Origin of the sequence: Shewanella schlegeliana, assembly GCF_016765635.1 — a bacterium.
In the GTDB taxonomy this organism is placed as follows: Bacteria; Pseudomonadota; Gammaproteobacteria; order Enterobacterales; family Shewanellaceae; genus Shewanella; species Shewanella schlegeliana.
Genome location: NZ_JAESVD010000008.1, coordinates 229602 through 247290 on the forward strand (window position 1 = coordinate 229602; position 17689 = coordinate 247290).

Below are 17689 nucleotides of genomic sequence, written 5' to 3' on the forward strand. Positions count from 1 at the left end.
TTAAGCTACTGACGCAGCATCGGCGATGGTCAGAGGCTTTTGCTCTGACTGGCCACCTTGGTACATGGTGAAATCACACACCTGGCCATCGACAATCTGAATATTACGCTGAGCCCGACGAGCAAGATCCGCATCGTGGGTGACCATGATGATGGTGGTACCCGCCTTGTTAATATCTTCAAGTAACTCCATCACCTGACGCGCCATTAGGCTATCTAAGTTACCGGTTGGCTCATCGGCGAGTAAAAATCTAGGCTCACCCGCTAATGCCCTAGCAATAGCAACGCGCTGCTGCTGCCCACCAGAGAGCTGAGTAGGCAGATGCTTCATTCTTGAGGCAAGCCCGACCTGCTCAAGCGCGCGCTCGACACGGATTTTGCGCTCTTTGGCATTAAAACCGCGATAGCGCAGTGGCACCTCGACGTTCTCAGCAAGGTTTAAGTCAGATATCAGGTTAAACCCCTGAAAAATAAAACCGATTTTCTCATTTCGAATAGCCGCACTCTTGTTGTCACTCAAGTTGGAAATATTGACGCCATCGAGAAAGTAGTCGCCATGGGTAAAGCCTTCGAGTAATCCAGCAATGTTCAAAAAGGTGGTTTTACCCGAACCTGATGGTCCGGTAACCGCAACAAATTCGCCTTCGTTAACCTCTAAGTTAAAGTCTCGTAATGCATGGGTTTCCACTAAATCCGTTTTAAATACTTTGCTGATGTTGTTCATCGATAACATAGTCTATATTCCTTTAATTCTGTTTATCCATCACACTAAAAACGGCTTGGTGATCTGTATTCATTTTGATTTAAACCGCTTATTGGGTAAGCGATGAAATGAGGCACTCGAGAGTACGGCTGATTAGCTGCCCAATAATCTGGCCATCACTCAGCGCGACATCAGACACTGTACTTAAATTCGATTCTGCACCACTGCCAAACTCAATCAGGTTAAGCCCGATAAACATCCAGTCTCCCGCCCTATCGGTCGATACCTGCACCGCTAGTACCAACAACATGAGTACCGCTGCGGTAATGGCTTGATGTTTGTTCATCTGCTTAACTTTGCGACTAACTTTGCTATTAACTCTGCTAATTGCTTTATTCATTGTCAGCTTCCATATTCGGCTTCCTTATTCAGTTAGCGAACGATCACTTGCGCTGCTTTGTTAAATGGCTCGATGCTTGACGTCACCCAAATATCACCCTCTTGGCCGCCTTGGATCACTTCGATATGGCTCATGCTGCGTGCGCCTAACTGGATCGATGTTTGCTCGGCAATATCGCCATGCATCACATAAACCTCTTGGCCGCCACCGCTATTAACAAAAGCCCCGCGCTTAACCATCAACACATCGGGTTTGTGCTCCAGTAATACTCGCGCCGAAAGACGCTGATTCTGACGCAGCAGCAAACTGTCAGTTTGCTCAAATCTTACCCTGGCGGTCACTTCACGATTACGCACCTCTGGAGAGATAGAAGACAGCTCGCCCATCACTCTTTCGGAACCAAAGCTCAACTCAACCGCCATACCTATGCCTAACTCATCGGCGTAAGACTCTGGCACAGCAAGCTCTGCTTCAAAGGCGCTAAGATCGACAACGGTCAAGATGGATTGGCTCTGCCCAATACGTGCCTTTTGCTCCGTGAGCCAGTTACCAATAATCCCGCCAACGGGCGCGGTGATATCGAGCGCCGCCACTTGACGTTCGAGCTCTTTGACCACCAGTGCCTGTCGGTCAACTTCTAGAGCGGTGTTCTTAAGCTCGAAGGTCAAGGTATCTTTCATCAACTGCGCTTCTTGACCCGCGTGGGCAAACAGCAACTTCGCCTTATGCAGATCATCTTTACTCTTTTCAAAGTCGATTTTACTGATCAGCTTTGACTCGATTAGCTGATCACCACGACGGCTTTCACGGTCGGCAGCTTCTAAGTCCACTTTCGCCATATCTAAGGTTTGCAGGGCCTTAAGCTGCTGGCGGCGAGCATCGAGACGAGCACGCTCCAACGAGCTTTTCATCCCCTCAAGCACTGCTTGCTGCTGTTTTAAATTATTAGTGAGCCTATGGCTTTCTATAGTGGCTACGACCTCGCCTTGCTCAACCTTGTCTCCGGGCTTAGCAATCAAGGTGACAGTGCCTTGCTCTGGGCTATAAAGCACTGGCGCATTGGCGGCGACAATCTTGCCCGTAGTGGGAATATCACGGACTAAGGTACCGCGCTCTAAGGTGGCAAACCTCAGCTCCGAGCGCTTAATGGAACTGGCAATCGAATCGCTATCCATGCTCGACCAAACGAGACCAGAAACCAGTAGGACTGCAATACCAAACATCAGCGGACGCTTCAATCTGCTCGCCTTGCTCTGCTGCTTTATTACATCTTGTGCACTGGTATCCTGAATCATCTTCTTTCCCTAAAGTGTCCGTTGTTAACAATTACCGTATTGATAAGTCTATTAATACAAGGGGCATGCCAAAAACAATAAACAACTAACAAACATACACTTAACTAAAACAGCAATGTCTATAAGGTTATAAGTGTCCGCGGACACAGCACGAAAGTGTCCGATAAATTAGCGGGAATGTCCGATATGGGGAAAGTGTCCGATTTGAAAGAATGAAAAAGCTAAGACGGGAAAAGCCGATACAAACTAAGACGGTGAGAATAAAGACGAGAAAGCCGGAAAAGCAGTTTCAGGCATTAGTAATCACTTTCATTTTAAGTGTCCACCCTTAACGATAATGTGATGACGACGGGCTAAAGCCCGACCTACAAAGTAAGATTAAAACCGTCTTTCCGTCTTTGCTTGTGTCGTCTTTGCAGTTTGCTTTTCCTAGAACCTAGGACCTTTCTTTGCCTTTCCTAGGCCCTTGTTCGCCTGTAAGCGCAGCGTTCTGTGAGTGACGCAGTCACGTTCGCAAGGCGGTAGGCCGTTCGTCTCAGCTTTAATCGTCTTAGCGTTTTCTGCTTTTAACCTTTTAACAACGATATTTCACTTTTAGCACGATATTTAACGATCCCCTTTAACGATATTTCGTGGTTCGCGGATCTTGCTCCAACTTATTCTCGATCCCCCCCTATTTTCCTCCTTTGGCACATTAGCTGCTCTGCTAGGTGTAATTGGTAAAAACCAATATTGATTAGCTTTAACAAAATAAAAATAGGGAAAATGATATGAATAAGAAACTGTTGGCGCTTTTAATTCCGTCACTTTTGATGGCGGGTTCAGCGCAGGCCGTTGAGATCTACAATGACCAAACGAATAGCATCAAGATGATGGGCTGGTTAGGTTTTGCAGCAATTAATGATACTCACGACACCGCCGTGGTCGATAACTTCTCACGTGTGGGCTTTCGTTTTGACCGCCAAGAGAAGAACGGCTGGCGTAGCTTTGCCCATACAGAGTGGGGCATTAACATGGTTACCAGCGATGACTCGCTAAGCTACTCAGGCGGCCAACTAGGTGCAGAGAGAAACTCTGACTTCTTATTCAATCGTTTAGGCTATGTGGGTTTAGCTAATGACAAATGGGGTAGCTTAACCTTCGGTAAGCAGTGGGGCGTGTACTATGATGTGGCATACACCACCGATGTACTAAACGTGTACACAGGTTACTCTGTAGGCGCTTACACCTTTGGTGACGGCGGCCTAACAGGCGCGGGGCGTGCCGACTCAGCCTTTGTTTACCGCAACTCATTTGGCAACTTTAGCATCGGACTTCAATATGCGGCTAAGCAGAATGGTGATGTCGCACTTTATGACAAAGATGGCATGCCAATTAACGATGGTTCACACGTTGAGTTTGATACTAGCTATGGCGCTAGCTTAACCTATCACTTCACCGATAAATTTAAGGTGCTTGCAGCCATTAACCGTGGTGACTTCACTGGCGAACTTGCAGGTGAAAGCGTGGATGATACTAACGAGATCATCGGTGTTGGTGCTCAATATGGCTCTTTCTACCAGTATGCGCCTAACCGAGATGCAGATGGTTTCTATGTTGGTTTCAACGCCCATAAGAGCAAACAAAATGAGCTAGTCGCTGGCGAGCTATATGACTCAACAGGCGGTGAGTTTTTGATTGCATATCAGTATGAAAATGGCTTTGTACCGACTTTCTTATTGTCTTATCAAGACCTAGATACCGATGCATCGACAAGGATTCAAGGTGACTGGACCCGCCAATTTGCCGTAGTTGGCCTGCACTACCGTTATAGCAACGACACAGTGATGTTTGCCGAAGCTAAAATCGACTTTAGCGAGATGGACGATAAGAGCTTCGAAAACCTACAAGATAATAGCTACGCTGTTGGTATTCGCTACTTCTTCTAGCGCTAGTGTCTTCTTATAGTGAATGATTAGGCTCTTAGAACCTTACATTTGTTGTCCCCCTGCCCAGTAAAAAACACTTCCTTGGAAGTGTTTTTTTTGGTTTATGACGCCTAAATCGCTAACACAAGCACTAACATAAGAACTAACACAAGCACTAACACAGCCCGAGTTTCTTCATCTTACTCTTTAGCGTATTAGGGTTGATATCTAATAGCTCTGCAGCACCGCCAGGGCCATAGAGTTTTCCACCGGTAATGCGCATCGCATGGCTGATATACTTACCTATCATAGTATCCAGTGGCACCAACTTATCGCTAGCGTAACTTGGATCGACAACGATAGTTTGTCCTGTTTTGATGGTTATCTCTTCATCTGATTGCGCTTGTAACAGATCGAAACTAAGCGGCCCCAGAGGCTTTTGAATAATGGCCCGCTCAAGTACATTAATCAGCTCACGCACATTGCCCGGCCAGCTATAATTATTTAACACAGCTAACTGCTCAGGCATCACTCGAGGTAACTGCTCTAGATTAAACTTAGCCGCTAATGTCTCGATAAAATATTGCACTAACAGTGGAATATCGCTTCTACGTTGGCGCAGCGCTGGGATCTCTATAGGAAAAACAGACAAGCGATACCAAAGATCTTCCCTAAAGGTTTTCTCATATACCATGGCTTGTAGATTTCTGTGTGTCGCCGCAATGACTCTAATATTGAGGTCGACACTTTCATAACCGCCCACTCGAGTAATCGAGCTGTTCTGAAGTACTCGTAATAGCCGCACCTGCGCCGAGAGTGGCAACTCGCCAATCTCATCTAAGAAGATGGTGCCACCATTTGCCTGTTCAAAATATCCCGCCTTGCGGCTTTCCGCCCCAGTAAAGGCCCCCTTTTCGTATCCGAAGAGTTCTGAGTCGATCAGGCTCTCAGGAATGGCTCCACAGTTCACCTTAATAAATGGCTGATTAACCCGGTTAGACTTGGCATGAATCGCATTGGCAATCACCTCTTTACCACAGCCGGTTTCTCCTAGCATCAACACACTCGTATTAAGCTCTGCAATCGCATCGACCTGTGTCATTACCTTTTTAAGGCCACCTTCGGCGCCAACCACACCATCGGGAGAAAACATCGCTCGCTTGAGGCTGTCGTTTTCTTGGCTAAGCACCTGATTGGCCCTAAGCAAGTTTCTGCCACGTAAGTTAAAGGCGGTGATCAAGGAGAAGGTATCTTTATGGGGCTCAATTAAGTCAGCATGGAGTGGCTTAAACAACCCAGCTTGCTTAGCATAAAAGCCAACGACTCCTAAATGGGTGTTGTCACTGATCATCCTCAATAAAATCACAGAACCTATTTCAGGGATCACTTGAGGAGCCACAAAGCTGGTGACCTTATCCTGAGCAATATCATTGATGATACGGATCACAGGACGGTCGTTTTGCTGCAACACCAGTTGCATTTCGGCTGAGATCTTTACCTGTTTATCGAGTGCGACTGCCTGCTGTTCATTAACATGGGCGAGAAACTGAATGTCTGCATGTTCCGGCCGATAGATATTGAGAAATATGCCATCGATAGGCAGATACTGTTTTACGTATTCATAGTAATTTTGCAGAGCAACTTCCAGCGACAAACTGCTGCATAAGCACTGGGTAGCCTGATAATAAAATTGTTCTTTCATTGAGATGTCGAGGTGGCCACGAAGTTTCGTGATGGTAGATCATTGTATTTCGTGATTCTGTGCTCCTGTTCATAAATAATCGGAAACAAAAACAAAACCAGACAAACATATATAAAAGCGTGCTCAATGCCACATAAAAAAACTAGAGGTAAAATAAATTAAAACAGAAGACAAGCATAGAACATGAGAGCTATTTAAAACTAATCATGAATATGTGAATGCTTTTACAAAATAGATAAAACCTGTGATTAATTTAAAAGTAAACTAGGATGTGTGAGCTATTCACACATAGAGTTAAATATGTGAGAAGCTTATAACTTTTGCTACTCCATGTGATGATTTACACATGGAGAAAGAGTTGTTTAACAGCTTCCCCCCCTTTACATAAACCAACAAACAAAACCAACCCCATCAACCCACAACACATTGATTACCCTTACTTTATGGCTAAGACAGCTTAGGTATTAACAGCTGCAAAGCTACAATCTAGATGCTGCAAACAATGTAAGGCTAATTTATAATCACAGCTGTAAATTCTCAATAGCACCTATAACGCATTATCTGTAGTGGCTAATAAAAAAACCAAAAACACGAAATTCATAAAATGCGATTTATAATATAACCGAGATAAGCAATAAATTATTTAACTCCCCTACCACCGAGCAAATTAATTAGCTAATATATCTATTAATAACCACTATCAACTCTACTTATATCGAATACAAAACTCCCGTTTTATAGTTAACCGCTCACCTTTTTTACATTATAAGTGTCAAACACTATTTTAACGTTTAATTATATGCCCACTTTATTATTGATATGTCGGGATGAGCACGAAATATCATGACGACAAATCTTGATATTTCGCGATTTCAGGATCCTGTTCATAAATCATTGGCTTTATACCGCAAATTAGGTAGTTGGCACAGTCACTGCAACTTCATCTGCATGAGTTAGAGCTTAAACGCTCAAAAACATAATTAGAAAATATACATAGGGAAACAGATAGATGAACGTAAAAGAACTGGCAAGTCCTAGCCGACGCCAACTACTAAAAGGCGGTGCAGCGATGGCCGTTGCAGGCCTTGGTAGCACGGTTGCCTTATCTGCGAATGCCACTTGTGTCTCTTTAGACGAGGCAAAATTTGACGAAGTTGTCGATGTTATCGTTGTTGGTAGTGGCTTTGCGGGTATGTCTGCAGCGTTACAGGCAAAAGAGAGTGGCGCAAGCGTTATGGTCATCGACAAGATGCCAGTCTTTGGCGGTAACTCTACCATCAACGGTGGCGCTATGGCGGTTGCAGGCTCGCCACTGCAGAAGAAAGAAGGTATCGAAGATTCAGTCGACGTCATGGTCGCCGATATGCTTGAGTCAGGCCGCGGCATGAACGATGTCGAGATGCTAAAGCTTGTGTGTAATGGCACTGCTGAGTCTTGTGAGTGGCTTATCGACCACGGTGTTGAATGGAAGCCATTCGTACAACACTTCGGCGGCCACTCAATTCCACGCGTACTACAAACCGTACAAAGCTCTGGTGCTGGCATTATTCGCCCACTGATTAAAGCGGCAAAGAAAAGCGGCATTGAAATGCGCAACCAAGCCAAGCTTGAAGGCTTCATTAAAGATGACACTGGCCGCGTTATCGGTATCGATGTGCGTCAAGGCTATTACTTCCCGAAAGAGCGCACCGGTAAAATGGTTAAAATCGGTGCCCGTAAAGGCATCATCATGGCAACTGGCGGCTTTGGTAACGATATTGAGTACCGCCAAATGCAGCAGCCTGAATACACCAATCAATTGGATTCAACTAACCATGCGGGCGCAACATCTGAAGCACTAAAGCAGATGATGCTACTGGGTGCAAACCCAATTCACTTAGATCAGATCCAACTCGGTCCATGGGCATCTCCAGATGAAAAAGGCTTCGGCACTGCATCGCAGTTCAACACTATCGCGACTTACCCAAGCGGCATTGTAGTTGATGTGCGTACAGGTGAGCGTTTCTTTAACGAGCTTGCAGACCGTAAAGCTCGTGCTGACGCCATCATGACCCGCCGCGACGAGCAAGGTAACCCTGTTTATCCAATCGGCTTTACTAATGCCGAAGGTGCAAAAGACGCGCAAACCTTAGATTGGGGTCTGAAATACAACGTCATTAAGAAAGCTGACACCCTAGAAGAGCTAGCAAAAATCTACAACATGCCAGCAAAAGCACTGAAAGATCAGGTGGCTCGCTGGAATGAATCTGTCACTAACGGCAACGACAGTGAGTTTGGTCGCCCAATGCAAAAGGCTATGTTACTGGATAAAGGTCCTTGGTATGGCGTACGCATGTGGCCAAAAGTGCACTACTGCATGGGCGGCGTTAAGGTCAACACCGCATCAGAAGTACTACATCTTGTTACCAACAAACCAATCCCAGGACTCTATGCAGCCGGTGAAGCCACTGGCGGTATTCACGGTGCGAGCCGCTTAGGCGCATGTGCTGTCGCAGAAGGGGTTGTAACCGGTCGAAATGCTGGTCGCCACTGCGCTGAAAGCCAAGCGGTAACCTTAAAACTTGCTTAGTTAGTCGCTACTAAATTTTAAAAATTATAGGAATGATGAATATGAAAACTACTAAAAATGCAGCCTTAACTACACTCGCCCTCGCACTCACTGCGACTCAAGCCATGGCTGCAGACACTGTGGTACTCGATGGTAAACACTTTACTCAAGATCAAGCCTGGGCTATCGCCGATGGCGCCGAAGTAAAAATCGCACCGCAATCAGCTAGCACGCTTGTAAAAGCTCACGAACTATTGATGGAAGCGGCGCGCCTAGGTAAGCCAGTTTACGGCCTAACCGTTGGTGTAGGTCTAAACAAAGATCACAAGCTATTTGATGCTAACGGTGAACTTAGCGCCGAAGTATTAAAGGCTTCAGAGTCATTCAACTACAGTACTCTTCGTGCTCACAGTGCTGGTGTGGGTGAAGCCATGCCTGTACGTTTAACCCGTGTCGCACTCGCGGTACGCTTAAACACTATCTTGTCGGGTCACACTGGCGTACAGCCTTATGTTGCCGAGCTTTACCAAGCTTATCTAAATAACGATATCTCACCAATCATCCCATCTAAGGGCACGGTTGGTGAAGCTGACATCCTTCTTGCTTCTCATGTTGGTCTTGCCATGATTGGAGAGTGGGACGTTATCTACAAGGGTGAGCGCATGAACAGCGCCGAGGCGATGAAAAAAGCCGGCATTAAGCCTCTAGCCCCTGTTGGTAAAGATGCATTATCGATTCTGTCGAACAACTCTGTTGGCGTCACTTATGCGATGAAAGGCTACCGCGATGCCAAGCACCTGCTTGAAGTCTCACCAACGGTATTTAGCTTAAGTCTTGAAGGCTTAAACGGAAACGTGTCGCCATTCTTGCCACAGACCAACGATATTCGCCCTTTCCCTTACCTAAAAGAAGCGACTGCCGATGTGCGTAACAGCCTATCAGGTAGCTACTTATGGGACGCTAACAGCGAACGTCCACTACAAGATCCACTTAGCTATCGCACCACTGCCTACACATTTGCGGGCGCATACAAAGCCCTAGCAGATCTTGGACAGATGATTGATATCCAAATCAACCACTCTGACGATAACCCAGGTGTGATTCTGGGCGCAGGTAAGGACTACGGTAATAACTCTCAGGTATCTAAGTATCTAGTTGAGGGCAAAGGCGGCGTGTTCCCAACTACCAACTTTGAACCACTGCCTGTAGCACTTGCCGTACAGCAACTCAGCATCGCACTGACTCACGTTTCACATAACAGTGCTATGCGCACCATCCACCTATCGGATGACCACTTTACTCGTCTACCTCGTTTCCTTAGTGCACCGGGTAACAATGGCCATGCATTTGGTGCAATCCAAAAGACCTTCGTCGATATGCAGGTACGTAATAAAGCCTTGGCTAACCCAGTATCGTTCGACGGTATTCAAATCGCTGGCAACATCGAAGACACCTTCACTAACTTAAAGTTAGCGTCTGACAGACTTATCCAGATTGTTGATAACACCAACGTAATGTACGGCTTAGAGCTGATGCACTCGACTCAGGCTATCGATCTTCGCAAGCTTGCAGACAAGAACATCAAGCAGGGCGAAGCAACCAAAGCTATGCATGACGCTTTCCGTAAGCAAGTGCCATTTGTTGAAGTTGACCGCCCATTCACACCAGATATTAAGGCGTCATACGACTTTATTACTCAGTTCTAAGCCCATGAGGGCTGCATAAAATGAGCCCCTCATGCTCTCTCTTGCAGCGATAGGTACCACTCCCACCTATTGCTGTAATACGAGTGAACAAGGCTAAGGAAAGCCTTATCACTCAAAGAGTAAGACTCTGATAAATAAGCTCTGATTAATAAGCTTTGATTCATAGATTGTGTTTCAACATTACTGGGCATAAGCGCCCAAAAAAAGAATAGGATTAACGATGTTAAGAGTACTAACGGCTATCTGTATGGTGATGCTGATGTCAATTCCAGCTGCCAACGCGATGAAGCTTAAAGATTACCACCAAGAGATCATGACAGGTGACAACGGCAAGGTTGATTGCAGCTTCTGCCATGGCGAAGCCAAGCGTAAAACCATTCCAGATGCAAGCAGCTGTGAAAGCTGCCACGGCACACCAAGCGATATAGCCGAACTCACTAAGCGTCCAGCAGGTTCTGGCCACGATGTAGAGCCAAACCCACATGACAGCCTACACTACGGCACAGACCTGCCTTGTACTTACTGCCATATGGAGCACAAAGAGAGCAAGGTTTACTGTAACCAGTGCCACGAGTTTGAATACCCAGAAATGAAGCGGTAGGTTCTCGGCTTGGGTATTAAAGGTTCTAGGTTCTAGGTTCTAGGTTCTAGGTTCTAGGTTCTAGGTTCTAGGTTCTAGGTTCTAGGTTCTAGGTTCTAGGTTCTAGGTTCTAGGTTCTAGGTTCTAGCAACAGTATGAAGCCACTCTATTATTTAGGGTGGCTTTTTATTAGCTTTGATTTTACACATTGATGGGCTAAAGCCCAACCTACTTAAAAGCAGGTTCTATGCGCCTCGCTTCTAGGCCGCAGGCCGTTCGGCTCTTACCGTCTTTGCTTTAAAACAAGGACCTAGATTCTAGGACGCTTCGCTTCGAGGACGGGCTTCGCCCTACTAGGAAAAGCAAAGCGTGACGGGCTATAGCCCAGCCTACAACAGACAATGCTTTTCTTGCTCTTCCTAAGCCCTGCTTTTCCTAGAACCTAGGACCTTTCTTTTCCTTTCCGTAAGCGCAGCGTTCCGTAGTGACGAAGTCACGTTCCCTAGGCCGCAGGCCGTTCGGCTCTTACCGTCTTTGCTTTACCTAGGACCTAAAACCTTCTTTTAAACCTAGAGCCTTCTTTAAACCGCCTGCCAAAACACGGTAAATGAGGCAAAAATCGCCACAAACCAGGATAGTGATCGCAGCGTGCCTTTATCCACCAAGTACAAAAACTGATACGCAACTCTGGCAATCACATGCACAATTGCCGCAGTTTCAGCTATACCATTGACCTTATCTGTAGCTATTACAGCCAAAACAGATAAACCAAAAATCAACAGAGATTCGAAGGCATTTTGATGCGCTGCAACGGCTCGAGCGCCAAAGCCTGTAAGTTTAGCCTGCTGATCACGGGGGTGGTTATTGTCATAACCTCCAAGCTTAGCCATTGCCACCGCAACAGGTCCTTTTGCTGCATAGGGCAGCAACATGGCAATAAACAGACAGATGAGTAACGTGCTCATAATGAGATTCCTTTCTTATTGTTTTATTAAATCATTAGCTAGCAGTAACATTTTTGACTGCAAGATTGAATCAGCACTAAAACATAGAATGGTGGAATAGGTAAAGGACGATATAAGTAAATACTGGGAAAGCAAGTTCTAGACGCTAGGAATGTAGGTGCTAGGAAAACAGATTAAAGCTAAGCCGAGAAAGCAACAGCAAGAAGCTTCTGTAGGTCGGCATTTATGCCGTCACTTGTTGTGGGAAAGCAGGTTTAATAGATGGCTTTAAGAAAACAATTGCTAGGTATGAAGAGCTGCAGAACCTAAAAGCTAGGTTCTGCTAAAGCGAAATAAATACGAGTGCCGAAGGTTATTTAGGCACGACTTTTTTCATCTGTGTCCCGATGAAGATAAAGCTAATCCCTTCAAAGATGAAAGAGACACCAATGAAGATCCCTAAGAGAGATAGTGAAAATTCGGGGTTATTCATTAGAGTCAAGAAGTAGACCGCTATCGCTGTTGATAACAAACCACTAAATGCAATCCAGCCCCAACCATCTAAGTGACCTCGGCTATTGAAGCCAAAAAACATCCTAGTCACCCCGTTAAACAGCATGATAACGACCATCATTACCGTAATGGTAAACAGGCCAACAAAAGGCTCAACAAGAATGATTATGCCACCAATAAGATAAAACAGTGCGCTAATGACATACCATGACTTGGCTTTCCATTTAGGAATACTAAAAGTGTGATAGACCTGCACCAGACCGATAACTAAAAATATCGCGCCAATAATAGCGGTGATAGTCATCCCCGCGACAACAGGCAGACTTATAGCAAGAAAGCCGGCAAGGGTAACCACGACACCAACTATGACGAACCATTTCCAGCCTTTTGTGAGCATAGTATTTACTGGGTTTTCCATATTATATCCTTAAGAATCAGCTAATTGATTGAAAGCCAAGCCTGACTAATCAATCCATTTTTAGATTATTTATCAAAGTAGATACAGCAATTTGAATTAGCGATACAAGCTCAAGTATTGGTCATCAATGAAAATATAACTACCTGTAGGTGAATATTTCTTGGTTTAATCTAATGCTTAGTGAGACTTGACAGTTTTTTTACTCTAGGCATGCACGCTAACCTAGAGATATAAACCACACTAGGTAGGTATGGTAGAACTCAACACTAAAAACAAATGTGATAAACATCACAAATATCAATATAGCGTGACTTTAATAATGGCTTTAGGGATGGTATTTCCCAAATCAATAGATAAAGGCCGTGACGGATAGGTTTAGTGTCCGCAACAAGCCTAAACAGGACAGGCTTGTGGAGTAGGAAAACTCACTTTTAACGCGCCTTATCTAGCGCATCACATAAGGCTTCTATGCCGAACAGGGCTCTTGGAGCGGCACGGTGAAGCAAGTCAGCGTTGAGCTGGTAGATATGCTCATTTTTAACGGCAGGGATCTCGGCCCATTCACTCCAATCAACACCGATTATATTGCCCTCATCCTGGCTCTGTAATATCACCTCAGGTTCTTGGAGTACCACAGTCTCTAGACTCACTTGTGGGTAGTCACTGGCGGCATCGATAAATACGTTATCGCCATGACATACGGCTATGATCTGTTGGATCCAGCTGTTCTTAGCAACCGTCATCAAGGGAGTAGACCATAGCTGATAAAACACGCTCACTTCAGGCTTGGCTGCGTTATCGCTGCGCAACTGTTTAAGCTGGCGGCGGTAATCATCAGCGACTTTCGCAGCTTGTACTTGATGGCCCGTCAGCTCACCGAGAGATTCTAGCTCGTCAGCCACCGCTTCAAGTGTACTCGGATTACTATCAAACACACGAAAGCCCAACTCTTTAATACGAGTAATATCTTCGGCTTTATTACCGCTGCCCCACACCACCACAAGATCGGGTTCTAACTCGAGGATCCGTTCAATTTGAACACCATAATAGCCGCCAATGCGTGGGATAGCTAAAGCCGCTTCGGGAAAATCGGCATGATCTGTGGTCGCAACAATCGACTCCCCCGCGCCAATGGCATACAGCATCTCAACCGAGTGTGGCGAAAGCGCAACAATACGTTTGGCTGGCTCTGCAGCAAATACGGATCCCGAAATAAACAGGCTTAACGCCACAAATAACTTATACAAGATATTCATAAAATCCTTTTAAAATCGGTTAAATCTAAAACGGTACAAGCTAAGGCGACTCAAGCTGTGACGGTTAAGCCGATAACAGCAAAGACGAAAAAGCAGGTCAGGAGACAAAGAAAATAAACGGCGTCATGAAGTAGCATCAAAGCCCCGTATTAAATCAACAAGATAATACCATTTACCCATTTTAGGTTCCAAGCCATATTAAACTATCAAATCATATTTTCAGATTGGCGATTAAAGAGCATAAAATACCAATTAGTGGTATTTTTTTATTGAAAAGCCATAGATTTCAAACGTAAAAAATCAGTTCATAGAATAGCTCTATAAACTTAATAAAAGAATTGTTTGAAAACTTAATCAGTCAGAAGACACTACTGCAGCGTGCGAAATGCCATTGTCGCTTCTCTATGTTCACAATAGTCATTTAACTCCCGTGGAGTGCTTACAGGGACGTGGAATAGTTTGCCAAGTTAAGAGGTGATTATTATCCAATTATCACTAGGGATATTAAGTCTATTCAGTATGTTTCTGCATTAGCAGAAATGGCTCCTCATTTGTCAATCCAGATGCTCCGACCCGCTTCATTAACAAGCGTTAGATAATCTTGAAGCGAGAAGTTGATACCTTTTGGGTGGTGCTTTTTTCATTACTCATGAATGGCAATAATTTAGATGCTTGCTTACCTTTGAGTACGGTATTCACTCTTACGTTGCAAGCTGGTTACAGTCTGATTATTCAAATGTCTTAGCCATTTTTTCCCGAATAGGCCTCTTTAATTAACAAAGAGTGCTCTACATAGGCCCTACAGGCAAGTTCTGAGGTTTCATCAAGTTAATGCTTGAGGCTTAAAGCGTCCTTCCCAAAAATGCCTGTGCAGTTGCCTTCAAGGCTAATTAAGGTAATTCTTGCCCGTAGCATAATAATCTCCGGCTTCAGTATTCACTAAAGTTTAATAAGAGAGCCAAAACATGCCATTAACTATGAGTGTCAAGCGAGCCAAAGCTGCATAAAAACTACCCAAAGTTACTATTGTAAACTGGTACGTTTAGTGTAATTTTTTTAAGTCACACTATTAAAGTAAAGCAATATCGTCACAGGTTTACTGTATATGTTGAGTTTTCCAGTTCCAGCCGAAAGCTAAGCTATTGTTCATAACCGTGAATTTAGATTATATTTAAAAGAGCATAACAAACATCAAAAAAAGCGCTTTTATCCTGCAATAACAAGCGCCTGCCAAGCTCACCCTGTCGTATCTCAATTCAAGTTTGTGGCAAAACTGAATATCTCAACAATATTCCTGTGAATAGTTGCGTCCTAACATTTAAACAATTAACAATTAATTAAGAGGCGTTATGCATTTATTTATTAATAATTTGCTCCAAAGAGCGTGGATTAGTTCATTATTCATTGTACTGGCGTTAACTTTTAGCACATCGTCATATGCTGTCGGGCCCCAAGCGGGAGAATATTTCTATCGAGCAGATACAAGGAGCCCTCACGAAATATTCGGGGTCGGCCAGCCTGGCACGGGATTCCCTACCTGGGCAGCTTCCCGGGGAGTACCTGCTGACAACAATATTATACAGTATCTTGGTGGTCTAACGGTCCGGCCATCTCCGATAGAGCACCGCAACGCTGGATGGGTTTCTGTTTCAGGAAACCTGCAAGCAGTAGAAAATTTTTTGCAAACTGAAATCGTCCCTCCTGCAAGGATAGCTCCCATGCCTATGGGGCAACAGACACAGTGGATTTATCAAATAAGTCCCTCATCTGATGCTTATAGTGTCAATTGGATGTTGGTGGATGCGTTGCAAAGGATAGGGCCAACGGATAGAGCTCGGTGGGATTTAAACTCCTTCTTAGCATTTTCAGACGAAGATGAATGGATTGTCCGAGGAGGGATTCCAGCTCAACATATTTATGCCGCCAGACGTTTCGAGTTTGACATTGAGAACAGACGGTTCGAGCAAACTTCTGATATTGTTTATAATCCACACTATAGCCAACCACCTATCCCAGCGCCTCAGACTAATAATGTGATTTTAACAAATGACGTTCCTACAACAATATATGGTTATCAGGATTATCAATCATCTACAGTAAATGCAACGACTGTCCTTCCTGCCCCTTATTCATCAAGTTGTGCCGGTGTTGGTCCTAGCTCTGGCCCAAGTAACAGTTTTCAATCAGCAGCACCAGGATGTGATCTAAGCACTGACGTACTAAAAACCATAGATCTTGCGAACAGGCAGACAATCTTGAGTCAACTAGTGATTACAGCGGGTTACTGTTTACAGCCAGTGAATAACGTGACAAAAGCCGCGATTTGGACAAGGAGTTATCTTTGGGCAAATAATTGCGATGAGAATGATTCAGCCCAAAAAGCCTATTACGATATTGCAGGTAGGATCGTCTTTCCAGCTGACAAGGATGGCATTCAAGTATGCCTCACCGCTCCAGAAAATGTCATTGCAGGAAACACAAAGTGGGACTACGTTCAATTTTGGCCCTGCGATGTAATGAATCCTTACCAGACTTGGATAATCAGACAGGGAAAGCTTCACCCTTCATTGAAACCTGAGTTAAACATACGGTTTAATAACAAATGGTATGGCATGATCAGTGACAACAACCAATATGGTTCTGCTGAATCATTATCTCCAAACAAAATGACGGATGGTTTTTTCAAAAGCCCGTCATTACCTCGCTATGGTACTCGAGAAATAGGGATTAGTTGGGGTGGAATAAGCGGCGATGCGTATTATCCTGCCCCATCACGATATTCTGAGTCATACAGCAATAGAACATACTACAACATGGTAACGAAGCAATTGTCTATGCTCAGTTATGGTACAACGATTTTCCCTGGTGTCTCTGTAAAGCGATACTGGAAGTGTCTAGCCTCTCGACAAGCACACGGAGATTCTAAGTGGAAATCGCAATGGGCATATTGGACTAAATGTAATGATTCCGCTTTAGAGCAGCGCTGGACTATTGATGACAATAGTCACGCTCATAACGGAAACCCTATAGAGAATATTAGGTTTAAGGATGCAGCAGGCAATTATCTGTATTTCAACCTACATAATACTCTTAACTATGGCTATCCATATACTCAAAAGGGCACTGCTGGATGGGGCTCATCTCTTAATATTTATAGGTCCTACAAGGCATGCTCTAAGTCACTTTATTGGGAGTATTGCTTAAAGCCTAAGCACTCTTATCAAGAAAACGATGGTATATGGTAATTAATGGCTTGCACCCGACTTTTGGTGTATGCCCTTTTATCTTTCTTTAATCTTTTATTTTTTGGGGGCACTTCAGCCCCCTCGACTTTATTACGTATACGCTATTACTTGGCCACCGCTCTTTAAGTGAGTTGATTGAAATCTGGAGAGACAGATTATGGCATCTAAGTTGGACTGTCGCTGCAAGTATAACCTGACATAAGTCGCTTCCGGCTTTCAATAGCTTAGCTAAAAAATATAACCATATACTGACATAAAATATAACCATAAGTTGACAAATTAAAGCTGTCACACCTAAGCGATGGCCGCTACATGTTCTTTTATTACGGCTAAAACACTCGCACTTTGTCATTACTAGGGGAAATTGACGGGATAAATACCAGTCAAAATTGTCGTAGTAGTACAGTCTACCCCCACCACTAATAATTTGCATCACACATCGATATTCAATGCTTGCGATCTCTTGAGTCGGA

At 44.5% G+C, this 17689-nt stretch carries 12 protein-coding genes; 5 read left to right on the top strand and 7 right to left on the bottom strand.

Translation table 11 applies throughout. The features are described from left to right. The 3 genes from JMA39_RS15070 to JMA39_RS15080 form a co-directional block, all read right to left on the bottom strand. Window positions 1–732, bottom strand: a complete 732-nt coding sequence (locus JMA39_RS15070; RefSeq protein ID WP_202722672.1) for an ABC transporter ATP-binding protein — start codon at window positions 730–732, stop codon at window positions 1–3. A gap of 79 nt (window positions 733–811) precedes the next feature. After that, window positions 812–1102 (bottom strand): hypothetical protein, encoded by a 291-nt coding sequence (locus JMA39_RS15075; protein WP_202722673.1) that lies wholly within the window; start codon window positions 1100–1102, stop codon window positions 812–814. Window positions 1103–1134: 32 nt separating this feature from the next. After that, entirely contained in the window at window positions 1135–2397 is a 1263-nt protein-coding gene (locus tag JMA39_RS15080; RefSeq protein WP_202722674.1) for an efflux RND transporter periplasmic adaptor subunit, read from the bottom strand. A gap of 770 nt (window positions 2398–3167) precedes the next feature. Between JMA39_RS15080 and JMA39_RS15085 the strand changes: the two genes are divergently transcribed. Beyond that, a complete protein-coding gene (locus JMA39_RS15085; RefSeq protein WP_202722675.1) occupies window positions 3168–4325 on the top strand; it encodes a porin in 1158 nt (385 codons plus the stop codon). Between the two features lie 154 nt (window positions 4326–4479). On the opposite strand, the gene JMA39_RS15090 is transcribed toward JMA39_RS15085, so the two are convergent. Further along, the gene (locus JMA39_RS15090) at window positions 4480–6006 is read right to left on the bottom strand and encodes a sigma-54-dependent Fis family transcriptional regulator (protein WP_202722676.1); all 1527 of its coding nucleotides are present in this window, start codon (window positions 6004–6006) and stop codon (window positions 4480–4482) included. Window positions 6007–7015: 1009 nt separating this feature from the next. Here JMA39_RS15090 and JMA39_RS15095 point away from each other — a divergent pair. From JMA39_RS15095 to JMA39_RS15105, 3 genes are all read left to right on the top strand, one after another. Then, on the top strand, window positions 7016–8575 hold the full coding sequence (locus tag JMA39_RS15095) for a flavocytochrome c (RefSeq protein WP_202722677.1): 1560 nt from the start codon (window positions 7016–7018) through the stop codon (window positions 8573–8575). 41 nt (window positions 8576–8616) lie between these two features. Further along, entirely contained in the window at window positions 8617–10260 is a 1644-nt protein-coding gene (locus JMA39_RS15100; RefSeq protein WP_373316338.1) for an HAL/PAL/TAL family ammonia-lyase, read from the top strand. 220 nt (window positions 10261–10480) lie between these two features. Then, window positions 10481–10861 (top strand): cytochrome c3 family protein, encoded by a 381-nt coding sequence (locus tag JMA39_RS15105; protein WP_202722678.1) that lies wholly within the window; start codon window positions 10481–10483, stop codon window positions 10859–10861. Window positions 10862–11421: 560 nt separating this feature from the next. Here JMA39_RS15105 and JMA39_RS15110 read toward each other — a convergent pair. From JMA39_RS15110 to JMA39_RS15120, 3 genes are all read right to left on the bottom strand, one after another. Further along, on the bottom strand, window positions 11422–11805 hold the full coding sequence (locus JMA39_RS15110; protein WP_202722679.1) for an MAPEG family protein: 384 nt from the start codon (window positions 11803–11805) through the stop codon (window positions 11422–11424). Between the two features lie 352 nt (window positions 11806–12157). Then, the gene (locus JMA39_RS15115; RefSeq protein ID WP_202722680.1) at window positions 12158–12715 is read right to left on the bottom strand and encodes an HdeD family acid-resistance protein; all 558 of its coding nucleotides are present in this window, start codon (window positions 12713–12715) and stop codon (window positions 12158–12160) included. Between the two features lie 431 nt (window positions 12716–13146). Beyond that, window positions 13147–13971 carry a cobalamin-binding protein gene (locus JMA39_RS15120; protein WP_202722681.1) on the bottom strand — a complete coding sequence of 275 codons (825 nt, stop codon included), beginning with the start codon at window positions 13969–13971 and terminating at the stop codon, window positions 13147–13149. A 1349-nt stretch (window positions 13972–15320) separates the two neighbouring features. Here JMA39_RS15120 and JMA39_RS15125 point away from each other — a divergent pair. Next, window positions 15321–17216: a DUF1561 family protein gene (locus JMA39_RS15125; RefSeq protein ID WP_202722682.1), complete on the top strand. Its 1896-nt coding sequence runs from the start codon at window positions 15321–15323 to the stop codon at window positions 17214–17216. Window positions 17217–17689 lie beyond the last annotated feature (473 nt).

Excerpts from the sequence above, each read along its gene's own strand:
- JMA39_RS15120 (WP_202722681.1), bottom strand. The coding sequence starts at position 13,971 with ATGAATATCTTGTATAAGTTATTTGTGGCGTTAAGCCTGTTTATTTCG.
- JMA39_RS15095 (WP_202722677.1), top strand. The coding sequence starts at position 7,016 with ATGAACGTAAAAGAACTGGCAAGTCCTAGCCGACGCCAACTACTAAAA.
- JMA39_RS15070 (WP_202722672.1), bottom strand. The coding sequence starts at position 732 with ATGTTATCGATGAACAACATCAGCAAAGTATTTAAAACGGATTTAGTG.
- JMA39_RS15105 (WP_202722678.1), top strand. The coding sequence starts at position 10,481 with ATGTTAAGAGTACTAACGGCTATCTGTATGGTGATGCTGATGTCAATT.
- JMA39_RS15075 (WP_202722673.1), bottom strand. The coding sequence starts at position 1,102 with ATGAATAAAGCAATTAGCAGAGTTAATAGCAAAGTTAGTCGCAAAGTT.
- JMA39_RS15080 (WP_202722674.1), bottom strand. The coding sequence starts at position 2,397 with ATGATTCAGGATACCAGTGCACAAGATGTAATAAAGCAGCAGAGCAAG.
- JMA39_RS15100 (WP_373316338.1), top strand. The coding sequence starts at position 8,617 with ATGAAAACTACTAAAAATGCAGCCTTAACTACACTCGCCCTCGCACTC.
- JMA39_RS15085 (WP_202722675.1), top strand. The coding sequence starts at position 3,168 with ATGAATAAGAAACTGTTGGCGCTTTTAATTCCGTCACTTTTGATGGCG.
- JMA39_RS15090 (WP_202722676.1), bottom strand. The coding sequence starts at position 6,006 with ATGAAAGAACAATTTTATTATCAGGCTACCCAGTGCTTATGCAGCAGT.
- JMA39_RS15115 (WP_202722680.1), bottom strand. The coding sequence starts at position 12,715 with ATGGAAAACCCAGTAAATACTATGCTCACAAAAGGCTGGAAATGGTTC.
- JMA39_RS15125 (WP_202722682.1), top strand. The coding sequence starts at position 15,321 with ATGCATTTATTTATTAATAATTTGCTCCAAAGAGCGTGGATTAGTTCA.
- JMA39_RS15110 (WP_202722679.1), bottom strand. The coding sequence starts at position 11,805 with ATGAGCACGTTACTCATCTGTCTGTTTATTGCCATGTTGCTGCCCTAT.